Here is a 20,095-nt window from a genome sequence, read left to right as displayed (position 1 = left end):
ACAAGACAAATTTGCGTCAATAAAACCGCGGTAAAAACAGCCAATAGACAAACAACACTTTAAATAGACAGACGACATAATTTAAGTTTGGATGATGAAAAAATACACTTGTATTATTATTGATGACGACGAAATCGACAGGCTGACTGTATTGTCTTTTGCTAAAAAATTCCCGATTCTGGATATTTTAGGTGTTTTTGATTCTGCCGAAGAAGCACTTCCTTTTATAGAAAAACAAAAAGTTGATATTTTGTTTCTGGATATTGATATGCCAGAATTAAACGGTATTGAATTCAGAAAACAAGCAATGGAAATTCCGGTTTGTATTTTTATTACCGCGCATCCTGAACATGCGGTTGAAAGTTTTCAGATAGAAACGCTTGATTTTATTGTAAAACCATTAAAACTGGACCGTTTTGCCCAAACTGTAAACCGAATTGAAGAGTTTATGGAAGTTCGGCTGAAAGCTTCTCTTTTTGAAGCCAGCATTGGCGGTGATACTATTTATATAAAAGAAGGCCACGACCAGACCAAAGTTAAACTTCACGAGATCCTATATCTCGAAGCTTTAAAGGACTATACTTTGATTATTACCGATAAAAAAAGACATTGTGTTTTATCAAGCATTGGCAATCTTTTAAAAGAAGATCATTTTCAATCTTTTATACGAATTCATAGAAGTTATGCCGTTCAAAAGCAGTTTATTCAAAAAATGAATTCGACAGAAATCATTTTAAACAATAATATTACAATTCCGGTTGGCAGAAGCTATAAAGAAAACCTAAACCTGATTTAGATGAAAAAAGCCGGATTTGTGTTTTTGTTTTTTATCAGTATTTCTGTTTTTGCACAGCAGGAACCAAATTTAGCAAGACTTAAAACCAGAAACGAAAAACTAAAAGCCTGGCTCAAATACACTGAAGAATTTTTAGATTTAGAAGATTATCCAAAACTCATCGCTGCCTCTCAAAAAGGAATAATATTATCTAAAAATCATCCTGTTTATACAAGCAGGTTTTATCTTTATATAGGAACTGCTTATGAATTCAGCAATAATCAATATCAAAAAGCATTGATTAATTATGAAGAATCTTTAAAATATGCCCGTAAGGCACATCATCTGCAAAATGAAACTTCGGCTTTAATGAGGCTTAATTATATTTATTATTCGCTGAATGATACTTTAAAAAGAAAAGACTTAATTGTTTATATAAAACAAGTTCTTGATACTACAAAAAATATTTATACTCAGGCTGTTCTTAACGGAAGTTTAGGTGAATATTACCTTGATTATGCTCAATATGAAAATTTTATCAATTATCAATTAAAAGCGATCAATTATAAAAAACAACTTGAAAGAAGCGTCGCAAATACCGAAAATATTGGTGTTTCTTATTGTCAGATTGCGAGTGCTTACATCAAAATGAAACAATTTGATAAAGCAATTGAATACTTAAATGAAGCAAGACCTTATATAAAAACATCTCCTTATGTAAGCGCATTTTCATGTAACTATTATATGCAGTGTTTTGCAGCGCAGAAAAAACCAGACAGCATAAAAAAGTATTACGCCTTAGTTTATTCCTACCCCACTGCCAAAGATTCTTTGTTTCTTAATTTGAGTTTTGCCAATCAAAGTATGTCTAAATTTTATGCAGGTCAAGGTCAGATAAATACAGCTTATGATTATGCTAAAAAAGCGGTTTCATTTGGACAAAAATCAACAGATGAAGAAATTTTAATGGAAGCCAACGCAATAATGGGAAGGGTTTTATATGAAAAAGGAGAGTATAAAAATGCTATTGAAACACTTAAAAAAGCATCTGTAAATGCACTCAATTATGATAAAGAATCGTTTGTAAACATTAACAAACAGCTATCTCAAAGTTATGCCGCACTTGGTCTTTGGAAAGAAGCATTTCATTATAACGAAATTTACAGCAAATACAACGACGAAATACTGAACGAATCGGCGAAACAAAATATTGCGAATGCCGAAGCCCGTTATCAAAATAAAACGAAACAACAGAAAATCAAGAATCTTGCGAGCGAAAACACAATCAAAAATATTCAGATTGCAGAGGCTAAAAAGCAGCGTATTTATTTAATTTCAGGACTTGCACTGGTTGGTATTATCGGATTATTGCTGTTCAGGCAAAATCAAAACAGAAAAAAAACCAATCAGAAATTACAGGTTTTAAATCAGGAACTGGACGAAGCCAATAAAATCAAAGCAAGGTTCTTCAGTATTTTAAATCATGATTTAAGAAGTCCTATTTCAAATCTGATTCACTTTTTACATCTGCAAAAAGAAAATCCTGAATTGTTAGATGAAGAAACCGCGGCGAGAATGCAGACTAAAATTATTTCGGGAGCAGAGAATTTATTATCCTCAATGGAAGACATTCTGCTTTGGAGCAAGGGACAGATGGAAAACTTCAAACCTCGTTTTAAAGAAATTCCTGTAGAATCTATATTTTCAGATACGCAGAAACATTTTTCGAGTAATGAGAACATCTCAATTTCATTTGAGAACCCCGAAAATCTTCTTCTACATACAGATGAAAATTATCTAAAAACCATCATCAGAAACTTAACGGGAAATGCCATAAAAGCACTCGAAAAAAGAGAAAATCCAAAAATAATCTGGAAAGCCCAGCAGGCAGACAACCAAACATTGCTTTCTATAACCGATAACGGTTCGGGCGGAAATCAGGAAAAATTCAAGGCTCTTTACGACGATTCAGAGGTTATCGGAATTAAAACCGGATTAGGATTACATCTTATACGTGATCTCGCAACAGCAATCAATTGTAAAATCGAAGTCTCTTCAAAACCAGATTTAGGCACAACTTTTACTATTGTTTTTAAACACATAGAAACATAGTTTTTCATTGTGCATAAAAGGCGTTTCACTTGTTTTTTAAAACACATAGCTATGTTTGTTAAATAAAATGAAATGCCTTTTATTTATTGAGTTTACAAAAAGCTATGTCTCTATGTGTTTAAAATATATCCTCCAATAAAAAAGGCCTGAATATATCAGGCCTTTTTTATATAAATCATAATCTTACGATTACAACAAAGCGTCTAAGCTGTCAGCGTAGGTTTGTTTTGGAGCAACTCCAACTTGTTTTCCTACTACTTCACCGTTATGAAACACCAAAACGGTTGGTATGTTACGCACACCATATTTAGCAGCAAATTCCTGGTTAGCATCTACATCAACTTTACCAACCACAACTTTTCCTGCATATTCATCGCTTAATTGGTCAATGATTGGACCAACCATTCTACAAGGACCGCACCATGCTGCCCAAAAATCCACCATTACTGGTTTATCTGATTTTAAAACTACTTCGTCAAAAGTAGCATCTGTTATTGCTAATGCCATAATTATTTTTCTTTAAAGTTATCTTCAGCTCTTATCTCGGGGAGACTTTTTAAAAACTTTCAGAACTGAGGTACAAAGTTAAAAATTAAAAACAAATCATACACCATTCACAAATTAGTTTTGGTTATAAATGCATCGTCAATAGTTATAACATTTCCATGTGCTTTATTTACAAGCCATAACCTACAGGTAAACATATTCGTTTTTTATTCTTATCTTTAATGATCCCGAAAATCCACAACAATGAAGGAAACTTTACTTAAAATAAAAAACTATTTCCAATCGGTTCATTTTAAAAAATACGCCAAACGTTTTGGTATTTTTATTTTGGTACTTATTGGACTGCTTTTATTAGCTTGCGGAGGATTATCGATTTACTTCAATCAAAATAAAACCGAAATTATCGCTAAGATCAACACCAAAATCAACGAAAACATAAACGGAAAGTTTCATATTGGCGATTTTCAGTACAAGTTTTTAACTGGTTTCCCAAATTTCACATTGGCTTTAAAAGATGTCGAACTCAAAGACAACAAATGGAATACACATCATCATACTTTACTGAAAGCACAGGAAATCGAAGCGCGTTTAAATGTTTGGAGTTTATTACAAAAAGAAGTCAACATTCATAAAATCCTGATTAACGATGCCGATATTTACATTTACAAAACCAAAGACGGCTACACAAACTCGGATATTTTTAAACCAAAAAAGAAAAAAACACTCGAAAGCAAATCAAAACCCGAAACTACAATTGACGAAATCGACCTGAGCGATGTTCATGTTATTATAGATAATCAATTGGGAAATAAATTATTTGATTTTGATGTTCACAGTTTAAAATCAAAAGTAGATTACGATGGAGACAACTGGAATACTGATTTGTTTCTCGATACCCAAATTAAAAGTCTGGCTTTTAATACCGTTCACGGAAGTTTTGCCAAAGAAAAAGAACTCAAAGGAACGCTTTCTGTTACGTACCATGCCGACAAACAAAAAATTGATGTTTCGACCAAAAACCTAAAAATTGGTTCTGACTCTTTTGATATTGCGGCATATTTTAATATTGGCAAAACCAATTCCCTTTTCGGAATCAATATTAATACGCGTATTTTATGGAGTAACGCTTCTAATTTATTGTCTGGAAATATCAGCTCAAAATTGAATCGGTTTGATTTGAAGAAACCAATCGATGTAAACTGCGATCTAAAAGGCGATTTAAACGTTCATGACGATCCTAAAATTGTGGTTCAGGCCGTAGCCAAAAACAACGAACTTACGATTCCCGACGGGCAAATTGACAAATGCAATTTCAGAGGAATTTTTACCAATAATTTCAAACCAAAAGACGGATTTAACGATCCAAATTCGGCTGTAATTTTAACCCGATTTTCGGGAGAATATGAAAACATTCCGCTTACCATTCCGCAAGTTGTAATAAGCAATCTCGAAAAACCAATCGCAACCGGAAACGTAAGTTCTGATTTTGATATCGAAAGGCTCAATCAGGTAAGCAACGAAAAGTGGATTCATTTTGAAGATGGCCACGCCAAGGCCAATTTGAAATTTCAGTTTGACATTGTCGATTTGTACATTACTAAACCAAGATTTATAGGAAATATTGATATTGATGACGCTTCGTTTCATTATATCCCAAAAAATATTCAGGCTGTAAAAACCAATATTCACCTCAATTTTACAGAGAAAGCTTTAATCATTAAACAAATTGCCTACAAACATAAAAAGAACACCATTTTTATAGACGGAAAAATCGATAATTTCTTAAACCTCTATTACGACGCACCCGAAAAAATGGTCGTAAACTGGAATATTTATTGCCCGAATATCGATCTTAAACAATTTCTGGGCGTTTTGGCTTCTTCACAAAAAAAGAAAGCAGCAATTAAAAACAATAAAAGAACTACGATTTCTAACCATTTGCGAAACGTAATCGAAAATTGTGTTGTGGTAATCGACATTAAAGCAGATAAAATCAATTATAATAAACTTACCGCAACCAATACCAAAGCAACAATCTCAATGCTGAATTCTAAATTGGTTATAAAAAATGGTTCCCTCCAAACTTCTGGCGGAAATATTACTTTTAACAGCGAAGTTTTACCAAGTGGAAAAAACTACGCTTTTAGTTCAAACGCGCAGGTAAACCGAGTTGATATTGCGAGTTTTTTAAGATCATTCAACAACTTCGGAATCACTTCTTTTAATCCAAATAACATAAAAGGAAAATTAACCAGCACTGCAAACGTAAGTGGTTTCATAAATAGTCAAGGCGAATTAATTACCAACTCCATGCACGGAAAGCTCGATTTTAAAGTTAATCAAGGTGCATTGCTCAACTTTGAACCAATTGTAAAAGTGGGCAAATTTGCTTTTCCGTTTCGTGATGTCAATAATATTACTTTCAGTGATTTGTCTGGTCATTTAAATATGCGCGGTGAGCAAATAGACGTAAATAATTTAACCATAAGTTCCAGCGTTCTAAATATTGATGTTGACGGAATTTACTCTTTTGGCCGAGGCACCAATCTCGCTCTCACAATCCCACTTCGAAATTCTAAAAACGACGCCAAACTAGCCAGCAAAGCCGAACGTGACGCGGTTCGTGAACGTGGTATTGTACTGCATTTACTTGCTGTTGATGATGAAGGGAAAATGAAAATTAAGTGGGGAAAGAAGGAGAAGTAATTTTAAAAAGAATGGAATATCCAGAAAATAAAATAAAGGTTTTACGCTTTGAAGAGAAAAATGGTTTTTATACAACTCCTCAACGAAGCCATCTTATGTCAAAAATTAAATCAAAAGATACAAAACCGGAAATTCTCTTTAGAAAAGAATTATGGAAAGCTGGATTAAGGTATAGAAAACACAATAAAAAACTACCCGGAAATCCAGACATTGTTAACCAAAAAAATAAATTAGTGATTTTCATTGACGGTGAGTTTTGGCATGGGTATAATTGGGATGAAAAGAAAGCAAAAATAAAAACTAATCGAGAATTTTGGGTACCCAAAATAGAGCGAAATATACAACGTGATATTGAAAACAATATTCGACTAGAACAACTAGGTTATAAAGTTTTTCGATTTTGGGAACATGAGATAAAGAAAGAAACTAAAAAATGTGTGGAGTTAGTTTTCTCGTATTTAAATGATCTTTAGCGAATTAAAAAATGAAATACTTTTTGTTCCAATTTAGAACAAAAAATACGCTTAATTATGAGTTTTTTTCATTTATTTTTGTAACCATTGTATAATGTTAAACAACTTGGTTATGAGTGATTATATTTCATTGTCTGAAGCATCAGAACTATTAGGAAAAAGTAAAGAAACTTTAAGACGTTGGGATAATGAAGGTAAATTGAATGCTGTACGCGAACCTATGAGTAATTATAGAATGTACAAAAAATCAGAAATTAATAGTCTCTTTTCAAGTTTTATTGATGATGAAATACAAGAAACGGTTTCCAATTATGTAGAACCAGAACATACTTATACCGTTTTAGAGCTTTTTGCCGGAGCAGGTGGACTAGCAATAGGAATGGAAAAAGCTGGATTAAAATGCGTTGCTCTTAATGAAATCGATAAATGGGCATGTGAAACATTAAGAACTAACAGGCCAAATTGGAACGTGTTAGAAGGAGATATAAAACAATTCAATTTTTCTGAATATCATAATAAAGTAGATGTTGTTACTGGTGGTTTTCCATGTCAGGCATTTAGTTATGCAGGAAAAAAACTTGGTTTAGCTGATGCTCGAGGAACATTATTTTATGAATTTGCTAGAGCTGTAAAAGAAGTAAATCCTCCAATTTGTATTGGAGAAAATGTTCGTGGCTTATTAAACCATGACAACGGCAAAACAATTCAAGGTATGATTTCAATTTTAGATGAAATTGGCTACAATGTCGTACCAATTCAAGTCTTGAAAGCAATTAATTTTAACGTTCCCCAAAAAAGAGAAAGATTAATTTTAGTTGGTATTAGAAAAGATATTGATTTGAAATATGAATACCCAAAACCATATAAAAAGATTTACAATTTAAAAGATGCTTTAAAAAAAGGTGACTTATTTGATTCTGACGTTCCACATTCAGGAGGTTCTAAATATCCTAAAAGCAAAGCTGATGTTTTAAAATTAGTTCCACAAAAAGGATATTGGAGAGATTTGCCTGTAGAGATTCAAAAAGAATTTATGGGGGGAAGCTTTTATCTCGGTGGGGGAAAAACAGGAATTGCAAGAAGAATTGGCTGGGATGAACCTTGTTTAACTTTAACTTGTAGTCCTGCACAAAAACAAACCGAAAGATGTCACCCAGAAGAAACAAGACCATTTACAGTACGTGAATATGCTAGGATACAAACGTTTCCAGATGATTGGAAATTTGCTGGATCTCTCGCTCAACAATACAAACAAATTGGAAATGCAGTTCCTGTTAATTTAGGTAAAGAAGTTGGATATTCAATTGTTAAGTTTTTAAACCTATATTATGATTCTCTAAATTCAAAAAGTTGAGAAATTTCTATTTCTTTAGCTAATTCTTCAACACCTTTATTTATTAAATCTTGAGTATCAATATTCTCAATTAACATTTGAAGATTTTCTACCAATCCCTCATAGAAATCTGAAAAACCTGTAACTCTGTGCCAAAATTCTTTACCTATTATTACGGGATGGGTTTTGTCGATAACTTTATAATGCATACTCAAGTCGGATTGTTCTCCATAAAGAACACCAACTATAAAATCATTATTGTTAATGTTTTTAAATGCTTTATTAGTACGGGCAAGATTAATTGTATCTGTAAATTTATTAACTAAAGGCTTAACATCTTCAGAATTAATAGTATTAGGCCCAGATTTTAACTGACACCATTTTTTACGATTATCAATTTTATCTATAAATTCAATATCCATTCCTTTTATTAAGGAGCCTTCAGCAATTTTTAAGTCTACAAACATATTTTGTATTCTTGTTCCAAATGAGGTATTTATTGAAGTTCCTAGAACTCTTGGATAATATAATGCTTTTGCAACTCCAATTGGAGTATAATCATTTTCTAAGACTTTAGATAAATATTTTACAACGATTGGATTTATATTGTAGTTTTTAAGTTTAGAATGAGTATTAATTGAAGCCGTGATATGGTTATCAAATATATATATTTTAAAATATTCTACAACTTCCTTAATTTTTTCTTCTTTCGTTATTTGTTCCATTTCTTTAGTTTCTTTTTTAGATTGCTAAAATAACATTTTAATCTATATCCCTCGAAAGTTATATTCTTAAAACAAAAAAGCCACTTCACTAGTGGCTTTTTTGTTTTATTAATCTTCAATCTCAAAATAAGGATTTAAAATCTCGGCTAGTTCGTTCAACCAAAAATAACCTTGTTCAACTGACTTTGGATCAATTTGCAGGGTTTCGCATTCTCGCATTAGAGACATAGCGAGAAGATAATTTACTTTTCGAATTGCTTTTGCGAAACTTTTAGGATCTGTCGCTTGATTGAAAAATTCGGCTAAACGCATTTCGGTTTCTTTCGAAAGGGTGTTTAAACTCATAATCTGAAATTTTAAGGAATATAAACCCGCATGGGTTAGCTGTCCTACGCATTTCAGAGCGTGCAGTTGTTTCCAATACCGCCAGCGTACCACACGGGCAAGAAGTTTTGTTGTGTTCATAATCTGAAATTTTAGGACTGCAAAGATATTAAAAATCCTAAGAGAGTTTTGTTTTTCTTACAATTTACTTTATCTGCTGATACAGAGTTTGCAGTGCGATTCCTCCTTCTTCAGAATGAAAAATTAACCCTAAAAATATCATAATGTTTTATTAACTCGCTTGGCTTTTCCTTTTAAAATAGATAGATTTGAGAAACAATCATTAAATATAAACCGTTATGAAAATTCAAATCAACACCGACAAAAACATCGAAGGACACCAAAGATTAGAAAAATATTTCTCTGAAGAATTAGAAAAAGGCTTAGCGCGTTTTGAAGATAAAATCACGCGAATCGAAGTTCATTTTGGAGATGAAAATGGCGAGAAATTCAGCCTGAATGATAAAAAATGTGTTCTTGAAGTCCGCACTGCAAAACTACAGCCAATCACTGTAACAGAACATGCAGAAACTCTTGAAAAAGCTTTTAACGGTGCTTTGAGTAAAATTAAAAAATCTCTTACTACGACTTTCGAAAAATTGAAAGCGCATTAAGTTTTAAATAGATAAATAATAAAAAAAAGACGTTTCAAATTGAAACGTCTTTTTTTTATTATTTTGAAGTGACAAAGATGCAAAGTGACAAAGTTTTTTTTTGCGTTTGTTTTACTTTGTCACTTTGCGTCTTTTTTACTTAGTATCTTTGAATCTCTGTATCTCTCCTCTATGATTTTGGTAACGGTGCTCCTACGGCAACATCACATCGATGTCCTGGTTGTCCGTGCGGCGGGTTCATTCCTTCAGCAACAGTTTGATTAGCTTCTGTACTCAATAATGCCGGAACCGGATTCCCTGCCGGCGGAGGCGAAACTGTAAAATTTTGTGTAGATGTTCCGCTTTGTGCTGTCGACGTTGTGGTAGTTTTTGCAACCGGAGAATTTAAAGGCGCTCCAACCGGAATATCACATCTATGACCCGGCTGTCCGTGCGGCGGATTCATTCCTTTTGCTGTTTTTACTGGCGTTGTTGTTGTAGTAACCACATTTTTTTGATTCGGATTTACCTGAACCGTTTGTCCCGTTTGCGCCTGAGTCGCCTGAGCCTGCTGTGTTGGTGCCGAATTTAAAGGCGCTCCAACGGCAATGTCGCAACGGTGTCCCGGTTGTCCGTGAGCCGGATTTAATCCTTTTGTATCACTTAAAACTGTATTTGGATTTGATGGTGAAGCTTGAGTCTGCTGTACTACTGAAGGTGTTTTGGTTGTATCTTTTGCAAGTCCAAGTCTAACCAATTCAGATGTCGAGGTATTTTCTTGAGGTTCTAATTCTTTCTTACAGGAAACAAAAAGTAATGATGTTATAGCAAGTGAGCTTATAAAGATTTTTGGATTCATAATTTGGGATATTTTAAAGCTCTCAAATATACTTGTTTTTTTAGGATTACACCATATAAGAAATGTAAGAATAATTTAAGTTTAACTTTGAATATGTTTTTGACTAATCTGTAAATTGTGGACCACTGATTTTACAGATTAGACGGATAATTAAATAATTTTATCTGCTGTTAGCCGGCTTAAATCCGTAAAATCCGTGTGCCATTCTCACATCAGTTTAAAAAATTCTTACCTTTAAACTCAAATAAAATCTCTCATGAAAAAAACACTTTTACTATTATTATTGATGGTTTCTTTTGCAAACGCTCAAACTGACAAAGACAAAATCAATCAAACTCTTGATGCGTGGCACAAAGCGGCAGGCGAAGTAAAATTTGATGCCTATTTTAATGTTTTGGCAGATGATGCGGTTTACATTGGAACTGATGCAACCGAAAACTGGACTAAAAAAGAGTTTGCTGTTTGGGCAAAACCATTTTTTGATAAAGGAACAACCTGGAATTTTAAAGCTTTAGAACGTCACATCTTTTTTGACAAATCAGGAAAACTGGCTTGGTTTGATGAATTATTAGATACACAAATGAAAATCTGCCGTGGTTCTGGCGTTTTGGTAAAAGTAGGGAAAGAATGGAAAATCCAGCACTATGTTTTATCTATGACAATCCCGAATGATGAGGTTGATGCTGTAACCAAAATTAAAGCACCTATTGAAGACGCTTTGATTGCGAAGCTTCAAAAAAAATAAACATTTTTCGGTTTTATTCTTATAAACATAACTTTTCTAGTACGTTACAAATTCAGATATCAAATAAATTATAATACAATTGACAATATTGGTCGTTTTTTGAGTCCTTAAAATGAAATTCCGTCAAAAAAACGAGTTGTATTTTACAAAATTGACTAAAATAAAAGCCTAGCCACTATTTTTACAGCCCTTAAAATCAAAATATTTAATTTTTTATAACTTTGACCCCAAAAAAAATAGGGTTCATTAAAGTATTTTAAAAATGAAAATAGAAAAACGCTGGATCATTTCCTTTATTATGATAAGTGTCGTTTGCACGATAGGTGCATTTTGGCCAACGGTGACTGAAAATAATTATGTTTTATCTGAATTTGGAACTACAGACCACATTGTACCTGCCGATGTTGCCTGGATGCTTACGTCGAGCTGTCTGGTTTTAATCATGACGCCGGGATTATCTTTCTTTTACGGCGGAATGGTGGGCAGAAAAAATGTTATTTCTACCATGCTTCAAAGTTTTATCTGTCTGGGAGTTGTAACACTTTTATGGGTTGTTGTCGCTTTTAGTCTTGCTTTTGGAGAACCGGTTGGTTTTGGTTCTGGAGATCATTTTTACAGCTTTTTTGGAAATCCAGCTACTTTTGCCTTTATGGATTATGTTGGCGTTCTGCCTCATAAACAATTGGCAAGTACGATTCCGTTTATGCTTTTTGCTTTGTTCCAAATGAAATTTGCCATTATATGTCCGGCAATTATCACTGGTTCGTTTGCAGAACGTGTTCGTTTTATCTCTTATTTAGTTTTCATCAGCTTATTTACCATTTTTATATATGCTCCTTTATGTCACGCCGTTTGGTATCCAACGGGTGTTTTGGGAAGTTATTTTGGCGTAAAAGATTTTGCCGGAGGAACTGTAGTACACATGAGTTCTGGTTTTGCTGCTTTGGCAGGAGTTATTGTTTTAGGTAAAAGAAAAAACAGCCAGCATATTCCAACTAATATTCCGTTTGTATTATTAGGAACGGGAATGTTATGGTTTGGATGGTTTGGTTTCAACGCCGGATCTGCTCTTGCTGCTAACGGAACTGCTGCAATGGCTTTTGCTACTACCACTACTTCATCTGCCGCTGCAATGTTAACCTGGATTTTCTTCGACAGAATGAACGGTAGAAAGGTTTCGGCTCTTGGCGCCTGTATTGGAGCTGTTGTGGGTCTGGTTGCTATTACTCCGGCTGCAGGATTTGTTTCTGTGCCAGAAAGTATGTTCTTCGGATTTGTAACGGCTTTGGTTTCAAACACAGCTGTAAATTGTAAATACTCTAAAAGATTTGATGATACGCTTGATGTTTTTGCCTGCCACGGTGTCGGCGGAATCATGGGAATGATTTTAACGGCGATTTTTGCTCATGGTGAAAATGCAAGTTTACTGCACGGAGGCTGGAACGTTTTTGGTCATCACATGATGGCGCTTGTTTTAGTTTCTGTATTTACTTTCTTCGGCGCTTATTTCTTATTTAAAGTAACCAATTTCATTATTCCTTTGAGAGTTTCAGAAGAATCTGAACACATTGGATTGGATTTATCACAGCACGACGAAACCCTTGATCCAAAATTAAAACCAATTACTGAACCGCATTACGGTTAAAAAGAATAGGCCGCAGATTTCACGGATTAAACAGATTAAAAAATCCTTGAAATCTGTGAAATCTGCGGTTAAAATTTCATATCCATATACCCTCACGGGACATTTTACTCTTAACATACCTTTTTTCTACCAAATATTTAGCTCCTAACGGAAGATATCTCGTAGAGATTATATATTGGTAAAATCAACGTCATCATCTTGAAGTTCTCCCGTAGGGACTACACCAGATTAGTATTTAAAAAAAATCTTTTTAATCATCAAAATCTGCGGCAAAAACTTTTTAAACCTAATTCTGCTATTTTCATTCGTTTATATTCCTTAATTTTGCTCAAAATTTTTATAAAAAGTGGGAAGTAAAAATAAACTTAAAAGATTCAGAGAAAACGAGACATTTCAAAACGTTTTTCAACCAACAAGAGAAGAAGTTGTAGGCAACTTAATGCCTTTGAAGGGAAAATGGAATTCTGATTTCTTTAAAAATGATAATCCTCTGGTTTTAGAATTAGGATGCGGAAAAGGTGAATACTCAGTTGGATTAGCAGAAAAATATCCCAACAAAAATTTTATCGGAATCGACATTAAAGGTGCGCGTTTCTGGCGTGGTGCGAAAACTGCTGTCGAAAACGGCCTTCATAATGTTGCTTTTGTTCGAACTCAAATCGAATTAATTAATCATATTTTTGCCGAAGGTGAAGTAGACGAAATCTGGATTACTTTTCCGGACCCGCAAATTAAATACAAGAGAACAAAACACAGAATGACTAATTCTGAGTTCTTGAAATTGTACAAAAAAATCCTTAAAAAAGACGGTGTCGTAAACTTAAAAACCGACAGCGAATTTATGCATGGCTATACGCTTGGGCTTCTTCATGGTGAAGGACACGAAGTTTTATATGCCAATCATAATGTTTACAAAAACGAAGGAAGTCCAGAAGTTGTAACTTCTATCCAGACTTTTTACGAGAAACAATATTTAGAAATTAACAAGGCAATTACGTATATTCGTTTCAAAATTAAAGACTAATTTAATTTTCGAAACATTTCTAACCGCTTAAACAACTGAATGGTATATCTTACTCCATTACTTTCGGGCTTTATTGCTGCTGCAATTGGGATTATTCCGCCAGGTCTAATCAACATGACGGCAGCCAAAATAAACCTGAAAGAAGGAAAAAAGAATGCGTTTTGGTTTGTTATTGGTGCCGTTTTGGTAATATTTTTTCAGGTTTATGTTGCGGTTTTATTTGCAAGAGTAATCGACAACAGACCAGATGTTGTAACTTTATTGCGTGAAGTTGGTTTTGTTATTTTTGCGATCTTAACGATTTACTTTTTGTTTATTGCCAAAGACCCCAAAACCAAGAAAAAATCAAAGATTAAAAAAAGCAGTAAAAAAAGCCGTTTCTTTTTAGGAATGCTGCTTTCTGCATTGAACTTTTTTCCCATTCCGTATTATGTTGTTGTGAGTGTAACTTTGGCCTCATACCATCTTTTTGTATTTGAAAATATAATTATTTTCACCTTTGTTTTAGGGTCTATTCTGGGTTCTTTTGCCGTTTTATACAGTTACATCGCTTTCTTTGGAAAAATTGAAAAGAAAACCGATTATCTAATGCGAAACATGAACACAATTATAGGAAGCATTACAGGCCTTGTTGCGATTGTAACACTCTTTAATATTTTGAATTATTATTTCGGATAAAAATAGGGCTGCAGATTACACGAATTAAATTGATTATTTTACTTTGTGGTAAATATTTTTTCCCGCAGATTTTGCAGATATAAAGGATTTTTTTTTAAATATTAATCCAATTAATCTGCAGCAAAAGACTTATTTATGGCTGAGGAAAATTTTTTCGAAAGAGTTTATGCAGTTGCCAGACAAATTCCGTACGGAAAGGTAACTTCTTATGGTGCAATTGCAAAAGCATTAGGAACAGCACGTTCGGCACGAATGGTGGGCTGGGCAATGAACGCGTGTCATAACATGGACGATGTTCCGGCACACAGAGTGGTAAACCAAAAAGGACTTTTGACAGGAAAACATCATTTTGAAGGAACGAATTTAATGCAGCAGCTTTTAGAGAGCGAAGGCATTAAAGTGGTTGACAATCAAATTGTAGATTTTGAAAAGCACTTTTGGAAACCGGAAATCCAGAGTTAGACTTATATCACTTATATGGTTCAAAAAACTAGATCAAACAGATCACAAAACTGGTTTTATCTTCATCGGTTTGGTAGCTTAAATAACCGCCGTGCGCTTCGATGATATTTTTAGAAAGCGTTAAACCAATTCCCGCACCGTCTTTTCTGGTGGTGAAAAAAGGCAGGAATACTTTGTCCTGAATTTCAGGATCGATTCCTTTTCCGTTATCAGAAATCGTGATAAAAAAACGATTGTTCTCGGTATAACTCGACACATACATTTTCTTTTCATTCTTTTCTTTTAAAGCATAAACGCTGTTGGTAATCAAATTAATAATTACTTGTTCCATCTGGTTTTTATCTATTAAAATCGAACGCGAACTATGAATATCACTTATTAATTCAATGTTTTCTGCTTTCAAAATAGGACTCATGATTCTAAGACAGTCATCAAATAAAGCATTAATTGGCGTCATTTGTTTAGATGGAGTTGGCAGCATGGCCAGTTTTCGGTAATTTTCAACAAAAACCTGCAAATGATCGCTTCGGTTTATAATGGTCGAAATACTGCTTTTAATGTCATCAAAATCATCTTCTTCTAAATTTTCCTGATCGACAATATGAAGCAGATTCTGCGAAAGCGCTCGAATTGGCGTTAAGGAATTCATTAATTCATGCGAAATAATCTTCATCAAATTAATCCAGGCTTCTTTTTCTTTTTTCTCAATAACACGCTGAATGCTGTCTAATAAAATAATATAATATTCTTTGTTATAGGTTTGTGTTCTGGAAGTCTGGAGCATAAAAGTCTGTAGATCCTGATCTTCAATTTTAATCGAAATTGCCGATTTTAATTCGCCAAATTCCGTTTTTTCAATTTCATTGCAAAGCGAAGGCAGGTAGTTTTTAAGATATTTCCAATGACTTACTTTTGGCACTTTAAATAGGTCCGAGAAGCAGTCATTCAGCAGGAAAATATTCCAGTCATTATTTTCTTTTTCCAGAATTAAAGCTGCAGAATCAATATTGTTTAAAAGCGAACGATAAATTAATTCTTTCGATTTTTGTTCTTGCTGCTGTAGTTTGAGCGTTTCATATAAAAGATATAAACTTTTAAAATTATCTCTTTTATTCTCCTCAGGAAAGTTGGTTGAAAAATCATTCTGTAAAATCGAAAACAAAGTTCTGTCGTAAAACTGCAATTGGTTTTTTACAAAAAAATACATTTCGGCGAGCATTAAAAATGCGAAAAAACCAACCAAAAGCGCATTGAAATAAAACATTTTATAGATAAGGAAAAAGCAGATAAAGAAGAGTGTCATAACGAACAGAACTCTCACAAAAAATGCATTATAAAATTTCCAGTTTTTCATTCCTTTATTTTTTAGCCACAGATTAAAATGATTTTAGCTCTTGTCTTTATTTTTTTTCACACAGATTTTTGCAGATTTAAGTCGATAAAAAAACCTTTATTCTTGCCTCTTGCTTTTTCTTTTTAATTCTTCAAATCGTACTTCTCAATTCTTCTATACAACGCAGCTCTTGACAATCCTAGTTCTTCGGCGGTTTTAGAGATATTTCCGTGATGTTTAAAAAGTGCTTTTTCGATTGCTGTTTTCTCCATTTCAGATAACGGATTATCGTCATTTTCCTGAATTTCCTCAAAATCAAGAATATCTAAATCGGTTACAGAAATCGTATTGTTTTCAGCTAAAATAAGAGCGCGTTCGATTTTGTTTTCCATTTCACGAACATTTCCTTTCCACGGATATCTTTCCAGATATGTCGATACGTTTTCGTCAAAACGCCATCCCGAAGCTTCGGGACCTTGATTGTATTTTTCGGCAATATTTTCTAATATAAAATTTGCCATCGGAACGATGTCGTCTTTTCGTTCACGCAGAGGCGGAAGATTTATTTCCATTGTATTAATTCGGTAAAGCAAATCTTCTCGGAAAGTTTTATTTTTTACTTCAGATTTAATATCACTGTTTGTCGCCGCAATAACACGAACATTTAACAGACGTGGTTTACTTTCTCCTAATCTGGTCAATGTTTTGGTTTGTAAAATATGAAGTAGTTTAGCCTGAAGATGCAACGGAATATTTCCTATTTCATCCAGAAAAATAGTGCCGTTCTGCGCTGTTTCAAATCTTCCCGGCGTATCGGTTTTAGCATCTGTAAAAGCTCCTTTTGCATAGCCAAACAATTCGCTTTCGAATAAATTATCGCTCAACGATCCTAAATCGACATGTACAAAAGGCTGATTTTTTCTTTCAGAATTTTGATGGATAAATTCGGCAAAAACATATTTCCCGGTTCCGTTTTCTCCCAATATCAAAACATTAGCATCGGTTCTGGCGACTTTTTCGGCTACAGAATAGGCTTGTTTTATTTTTTGGGAAGTTCCTGTAAAATATCGTTTTTCTGTTTTTTCTGTAATTACCTTTTTAGTGTTTTTTCTGCTTTCGGCGACAGCCTTATCAATAATTTCAAGTAATTTTTCGTTATGCCATGGTTTTAAAACATAATCAAAAGCGCCAATTTTAATGCCTTCAACAGCGGTTTCTATTTTTCCGAAAGCGGTCATTAAAATTACAATTGTATTAGGCGAAAGCGTTTTTATTTCTTTCAGCCAATGAATTCCTTCGCGTCCGTCTTCAAAACCAATTCGGTAATTCATGTCCAGCAAAACCACATTTATTTCATTTTCATTCAAAATTGAAATGATTTTTTTGGGGCTGTTGGTCGTAAAAATGGTTTCAAAATGTTTTTTGAGAATCATTTTTGCCGAAAAAAGAATTTCTTCTTGGTCGTCAACAACTAATATTTGGGCTTGCTTTTTTCTCATGCTGTATTTTTTTGTCCGCTTTTGAACGGTCAACTGTTCATTATCGAACACTTGTTTTTTGAATGGTTTTTAGAGCTTCTTTAAAATCAGTACTTTACAAAAAATAAATTTTATGGCACAGTATTTACCTATTGATTATCAGTAAATTATTTAAAAAATGGACAAGGTAATTCCTCGTAAAAATAGAAAATTTAGATATCTCACAATAGCAATTGGAGTTTTTTTAGCTTTGGCTGTAATCGTGTTTTTTTCTTTTAATTCAAAAAGAAGTTTAAATGTAAAAGCCGATGAACTTTCGGTTCAAAAAGTCGAAAAAGCTTTCTTTGAAGATTTTGTTGTTTTTCAGGCAAAAGTTGAACCTCTTAACGTTATGCTTGTAAACGTTACAGAAGGAGGATCTGTAAAAGAGATTTTTGTAGAAAATGGTGCAACGGTTACAAAAGGCCAATCGCTGGCTCGTTTGTACAACCCAAATACAGAACTAAATTACTTAACTCAGGAAACGGCTATTATTGAGCAAATCAATAATTTAAATACAGGAAAACTAAACATTAGAAATCAGGAATTGAATTTGACTAAAGATTTGGTTTTAATCGAACATGATTATAATGATGCCAAAAGATTATACGATGTAAATGCAAAATTGTTCGCTAAAGATGTGATTTCTAAAAACGACTGGAATACTTTTAAAGAAAGTTTACGTTTTCAGGAAGAACGTCGCAAAACAATTCAGCAGAGCATTCAAAAGGAAAAACAATCCAATCAATTGCAGATTTCGCAAATTAACCGTTCGATTCAAACCATGGAAAAAAGTTTGGATATTTTAAGAAACAACAAAAAGAACTTTTTGATTACCGCTCCAGAATCCGGCCGATTAACTTCTTTTGAACCTGTACTGGGAAAAACATTTCAGGCTGGAGAAAGTATTGGTAGAATTGATTCAAAACAAGGTTATAAATTATCTGCCAATGTTGACGAGTTTTATCTGGAAAAAATACGTGAAGGTTTAAAAGGCCAGGTAGAATTTAAAGGAAAAACGCTTGAAGTTGTGGTTACTAAAGTGATTCCTGAAGTAAAAAACGGTCATTTTATTGTAGAACTGGCTTTTACATCTAAAGAAAATATTGCCCTGCAAGACGGTTTAAGTTTTGGAGTTAAGCTGATTTTATCTGAGAAAAATAAAATTCTGGTTGTTCAAAAAGGAAGCTTTAATCAGGAAACAGCAGGAAAATGGATTTTTGTAGTAAAAGGAAATAAAGCCGAAAAAAGAAATATAAAATTAGGACGCGAAAATCCTTCGTATTATGAAGTTCTGGACGGATTAAAAGAAGGCGAATCTGTAGTGATTTCCTCTTATTCAGATTATAAGGATATTGAGGAGCTTTCGATACAGTAATTAGTTTTCAGTCGCAGTCTCAGTTTACAATTCACAATTAATCATTTACAATTCACAATTATAAAACAAGGTTTCAATCATCAATCAAAAAACATAATCAATAACTAATCTTAAAAAAATATGATAACGATACAAAATTTAACCAAAGTATTTAGAACTGAAGAAGTTGAAACTGCTGCACTAAGCGGAATTAACTTAGAGATTAAAAAAGGGGATTTCCTAACTATTATGGGGCCTTCTGGTTGCGGAAAATCGACTTTATTGAATATTATCGGTCTTTTGGACGGTGCAGACGGCGGAAGTTATAAATTGCTGGATCAGGAAATGATTGGTTTAAAAGAAAAAGGAAGAGCTCAGGTTCGTAAGGAAAATATCGGATTCATTTTTCAGAATTTTAATCTAATCGATGAACTTTCAGTTTACGACAATATCGAACTTCCTTTGCTTTATAACAATGTAAAAGCTTCTGAAAGAAAACAAAAAATTGAAGCTATTGCAGAAAAACTAAATATCTCACACCGATTAAAACATTTCCCGCAGCAGCTTTCAGGAGGTCAGCAGCAAAGAGTTGCTGTTGCCAGAGCTTTGGTAAACGATCCTAAAATTATTCTTGCCGATGAGCCAACAGGAAACCTGGACAGTAAAAATGGTAATGAAGTAATGGAACTTCTAACAGATCTGCACGCAAAAGGTGCTACAATTTTGATGGTTACCCACTCTGATTATGATGCTTCTTTTTCACAAAAAACAATTCATATGAAAGACGGTGTTATTTTTTCTGAAAAGCTAAATCAGCGAAATGTTGATGTTTTTATGGACGCTAAATAATTCGAAAATGATAAAATT

The 20,095-nt window shown here is 33.5% G+C and carries 19 protein-coding genes; 13 read left to right on the top strand and 6 right to left on the bottom strand.

Translation table 11 applies throughout. The annotated features are described in order from the left end of the window. Nucleotides 1–91: 91 nt before the first annotated feature. Entirely contained in the window at nucleotides 92–796 is a 705-nt protein-coding gene (locus tag PQ462_RS01715) for a LytR/AlgR family response regulator transcription factor (RefSeq protein ID WP_274252144.1), read from the top strand. Further along, the gene (locus tag PQ462_RS01710; protein ID WP_274252143.1) at nucleotides 797–2,887 is read left to right on the top strand and encodes an ATP-binding protein; all 2,091 of its coding nucleotides are present in this window, start codon (nucleotides 797–799) and stop codon (nucleotides 2,885–2,887) included. It abuts the gene before it with no gap. Nucleotides 2,888–3,076: 189 nt separating this feature from the next. Here PQ462_RS01710 and trxA read toward each other — a convergent pair whose 3' ends face one another. Continuing rightward, a complete protein-coding gene (gene trxA / locus PQ462_RS01705) occupies nucleotides 3,077–3,394 on the bottom strand; it encodes a thioredoxin (RefSeq protein ID WP_012023423.1) in 318 nt (105 codons plus the stop codon). A gap of 243 nt (nucleotides 3,395–3,637) precedes the next feature. Here trxA and PQ462_RS01700 point away from each other — a divergent pair, with 243 nt between their 5' ends. From PQ462_RS01700 to dcm, 3 genes are all read left to right on the top strand, one after another. After that, nucleotides 3,638–6,100 (top strand): AsmA family protein, encoded by a 2,463-nt coding sequence (locus PQ462_RS01700; RefSeq protein ID WP_274252142.1) that lies wholly within the window; start codon nucleotides 3,638–3,640, stop codon nucleotides 6,098–6,100. Further along, complete coding sequence (locus PQ462_RS01695; protein ID WP_274252141.1) at nucleotides 6,079–6,573, top strand: very short patch repair endonuclease; 495 nt, start codon at nucleotides 6,079–6,081, stop codon at nucleotides 6,571–6,573. The genes PQ462_RS01700 and PQ462_RS01695 overlap by 22 nt, the downstream gene beginning before the upstream one ends. Before the next feature lie 106 nt (nucleotides 6,574–6,679). Next, nucleotides 6,680–7,927, top strand: a complete 1,248-nt coding sequence (dcm, locus tag PQ462_RS01690; RefSeq protein ID WP_274253742.1) for a DNA (cytosine-5-)-methyltransferase — start codon at nucleotides 6,680–6,682, stop codon at nucleotides 7,925–7,927. Here the strand turns inward: dcm and PQ462_RS01685 are convergent. Both PQ462_RS01685 and PQ462_RS01680 read right to left on the bottom strand, forming a co-directional pair. Continuing rightward, nucleotides 7,900–8,631, bottom strand: a complete 732-nt coding sequence (locus tag PQ462_RS01685; RefSeq protein ID WP_149205680.1) for a PmeII family type II restriction endonuclease — start codon at nucleotides 8,629–8,631, stop codon at nucleotides 7,900–7,902. The two genes, dcm and PQ462_RS01685, sit on opposite strands and share 28 nt — an antisense overlap. Nucleotides 8,632–8,739: 108 nt before the next feature. Next, nucleotides 8,740–9,096, bottom strand: coding sequence for a hypothetical protein (locus PQ462_RS01680; RefSeq protein ID WP_337992968.1), 357 nt, complete (start codon nucleotides 9,094–9,096; stop codon nucleotides 8,740–8,742). Nucleotides 9,097–9,314: 218 nt separating this feature from the next. On the opposite strand from PQ462_RS01680, the gene PQ462_RS01675 reads away from it, so the two are divergent. Then, nucleotides 9,315–9,629, top strand: coding sequence for an HPF/RaiA family ribosome-associated protein (locus PQ462_RS01675; protein WP_012023420.1), 315 nt, complete (start codon nucleotides 9,315–9,317; stop codon nucleotides 9,627–9,629). A gap of 169 nt (nucleotides 9,630–9,798) precedes the next feature. On the opposite strand, the gene PQ462_RS01670 is transcribed toward PQ462_RS01675, so the two are convergent. Beyond that, the gene (locus PQ462_RS01670) at nucleotides 9,799–10,467 is read right to left on the bottom strand and encodes a hypothetical protein (protein WP_274252140.1); all 669 of its coding nucleotides are present in this window, start codon (nucleotides 10,465–10,467) and stop codon (nucleotides 9,799–9,801) included. Nucleotides 10,468–10,723: 256 nt separating this feature from the next. Between PQ462_RS01670 and PQ462_RS01665 the strand changes: the two genes are divergently transcribed. The 5 genes from PQ462_RS01665 (at nucleotide 10,724) to PQ462_RS01645 (ending at nucleotide 15,021) form a co-directional block, all read left to right on the top strand. Further along, nucleotides 10,724–11,212 (top strand): nuclear transport factor 2 family protein, encoded by a 489-nt coding sequence (locus PQ462_RS01665; RefSeq protein WP_274252139.1) that lies wholly within the window; start codon nucleotides 10,724–10,726, stop codon nucleotides 11,210–11,212. Between the two features lie 262 nt (nucleotides 11,213–11,474). Next, nucleotides 11,475–12,857, top strand: a complete 1,383-nt coding sequence (locus tag PQ462_RS01660; RefSeq protein ID WP_012023417.1) for an ammonium transporter — start codon at nucleotides 11,475–11,477, stop codon at nucleotides 12,855–12,857. A 346-nt stretch (nucleotides 12,858–13,203) separates the two neighbouring features. Continuing rightward, nucleotides 13,204–13,881 (top strand): tRNA (guanosine(46)-N7)-methyltransferase TrmB, encoded by a 678-nt coding sequence (gene trmB / locus PQ462_RS01655; protein WP_274252138.1) that lies wholly within the window; start codon nucleotides 13,204–13,206, stop codon nucleotides 13,879–13,881. Between the two features lie 39 nt (nucleotides 13,882–13,920). Further along, nucleotides 13,921–14,559: a LysE family transporter gene (locus PQ462_RS01650; protein ID WP_274252137.1), complete on the top strand. Its 639-nt coding sequence runs from the start codon at nucleotides 13,921–13,923 to the stop codon at nucleotides 14,557–14,559. Nucleotides 14,560–14,694: 135 nt separating this feature from the next. Next, the gene (locus PQ462_RS01645) at nucleotides 14,695–15,021 is read left to right on the top strand and encodes an MGMT family protein (protein WP_274252136.1); all 327 of its coding nucleotides are present in this window, start codon (nucleotides 14,695–14,697) and stop codon (nucleotides 15,019–15,021) included. A gap of 28 nt (nucleotides 15,022–15,049) precedes the next feature. On the opposite strand, the gene PQ462_RS01640 is transcribed toward PQ462_RS01645, so the two are convergent. Together PQ462_RS01640 and PQ462_RS01635 are read right to left on the bottom strand one after the other, a co-directional pair. Then, a complete protein-coding gene (locus tag PQ462_RS01640) occupies nucleotides 15,050–16,375 on the bottom strand; it encodes a sensor histidine kinase (RefSeq protein ID WP_274252135.1) in 1,326 nt (441 codons plus the stop codon). A 122-nt stretch (nucleotides 16,376–16,497) separates the two neighbouring features. Next, nucleotides 16,498–17,853 (bottom strand): sigma-54-dependent transcriptional regulator, encoded by a 1,356-nt coding sequence (locus PQ462_RS01635; protein ID WP_274252134.1) that lies wholly within the window; start codon nucleotides 17,851–17,853, stop codon nucleotides 16,498–16,500. A 157-nt stretch (nucleotides 17,854–18,010) separates the two neighbouring features. Between PQ462_RS01635 and PQ462_RS01630 the strand changes: the two genes are divergently transcribed. Together PQ462_RS01630 and PQ462_RS01625 are read left to right on the top strand one after the other, a co-directional pair. Next, nucleotides 18,011–19,249: an efflux RND transporter periplasmic adaptor subunit gene (locus PQ462_RS01630; protein WP_073408110.1), complete on the top strand. Its 1,239-nt coding sequence runs from the start codon at nucleotides 18,011–18,013 to the stop codon at nucleotides 19,247–19,249. 120 nt (nucleotides 19,250–19,369) lie between these two features. Further along, a complete protein-coding gene (locus tag PQ462_RS01625) occupies nucleotides 19,370–20,077 on the top strand; it encodes an ABC transporter ATP-binding protein (RefSeq protein WP_012023410.1) in 708 nt (235 codons plus the stop codon). Nucleotides 20,078–20,095: the final 18 nt, after the last annotated feature.

It is taken from the genome of Flavobacterium sp. KACC 22758 (assembly GCF_028736135.1).
GTDB classification, from domain to species: Bacteria; Bacteroidota; Bacteroidia; order Flavobacteriales; family Flavobacteriaceae; genus Flavobacterium; species Flavobacterium johnsoniae.
The sequence above is the reverse complement of the archived record's forward strand: the minus strand, read 5'-3'. Positions and strand labels throughout refer to the sequence as shown.

What these genes read in the sequence shown, in the direction of transcription:
- PQ462_RS01675 (WP_012023420.1), top strand. Translation starts at nt 9,315, where the DNA reads ATGAAAATTCAAATCAACACCGACAAAAACATCGAAGGACACCAAAGA.
- PQ462_RS01660 (WP_012023417.1), top strand. Translation starts at nt 11,475, where the DNA reads ATGAAAATAGAAAAACGCTGGATCATTTCCTTTATTATGATAAGTGTC.
- PQ462_RS01630 (WP_073408110.1), top strand. Translation starts at nt 18,011, where the DNA reads ATGGACAAGGTAATTCCTCGTAAAAATAGAAAATTTAGATATCTCACA.
- PQ462_RS01650 (WP_274252137.1), top strand. Translation starts at nt 13,921, where the DNA reads ATGGTATATCTTACTCCATTACTTTCGGGCTTTATTGCTGCTGCAATT.
- PQ462_RS01710 (WP_274252143.1), top strand. Translation starts at nt 797, where the DNA reads ATGAAAAAAGCCGGATTTGTGTTTTTGTTTTTTATCAGTATTTCTGTT.
- PQ462_RS01640 (WP_274252135.1), bottom strand. Translation starts at nt 16,375, where the DNA reads ATGAAAAACTGGAAATTTTATAATGCATTTTTTGTGAGAGTTCTGTTC.
- PQ462_RS01715 (WP_274252144.1), top strand. Translation starts at nt 92, where the DNA reads ATGATGAAAAAATACACTTGTATTATTATTGATGACGACGAAATCGAC.
- PQ462_RS01680 (WP_337992968.1), bottom strand. Translation starts at nt 9,096, where the DNA reads ATGAACACAACAAAACTTCTTGCCCGTGTGGTACGCTGGCGGTATTGG.
- trxA (WP_012023423.1), bottom strand. Translation starts at nt 3,394, where the DNA reads ATGGCATTAGCAATAACAGATGCTACTTTTGACGAAGTAGTTTTAAAA.
- PQ462_RS01670 (WP_274252140.1), bottom strand. Translation starts at nt 10,467, where the DNA reads ATGAATCCAAAAATCTTTATAAGCTCACTTGCTATAACATCATTACTT.
- PQ462_RS01625 (WP_012023410.1), top strand. Translation starts at nt 19,370, where the DNA reads ATGATAACGATACAAAATTTAACCAAAGTATTTAGAACTGAAGAAGTT.
- PQ462_RS01700 (WP_274252142.1), top strand. Translation starts at nt 3,638, where the DNA reads ATGAAGGAAACTTTACTTAAAATAAAAAACTATTTCCAATCGGTTCAT.
- PQ462_RS01665 (WP_274252139.1), top strand. Translation starts at nt 10,724, where the DNA reads ATGAAAAAAACACTTTTACTATTATTATTGATGGTTTCTTTTGCAAAC.
- PQ462_RS01645 (WP_274252136.1), top strand. Translation starts at nt 14,695, where the DNA reads ATGGCTGAGGAAAATTTTTTCGAAAGAGTTTATGCAGTTGCCAGACAA.
- PQ462_RS01635 (WP_274252134.1), bottom strand. Translation starts at nt 17,853, where the DNA reads ATGAGAAAAAAGCAAGCCCAAATATTAGTTGTTGACGACCAAGAAGAA.
- PQ462_RS01685 (WP_149205680.1), bottom strand. Translation starts at nt 8,631, where the DNA reads ATGGAACAAATAACGAAAGAAGAAAAAATTAAGGAAGTTGTAGAATAT.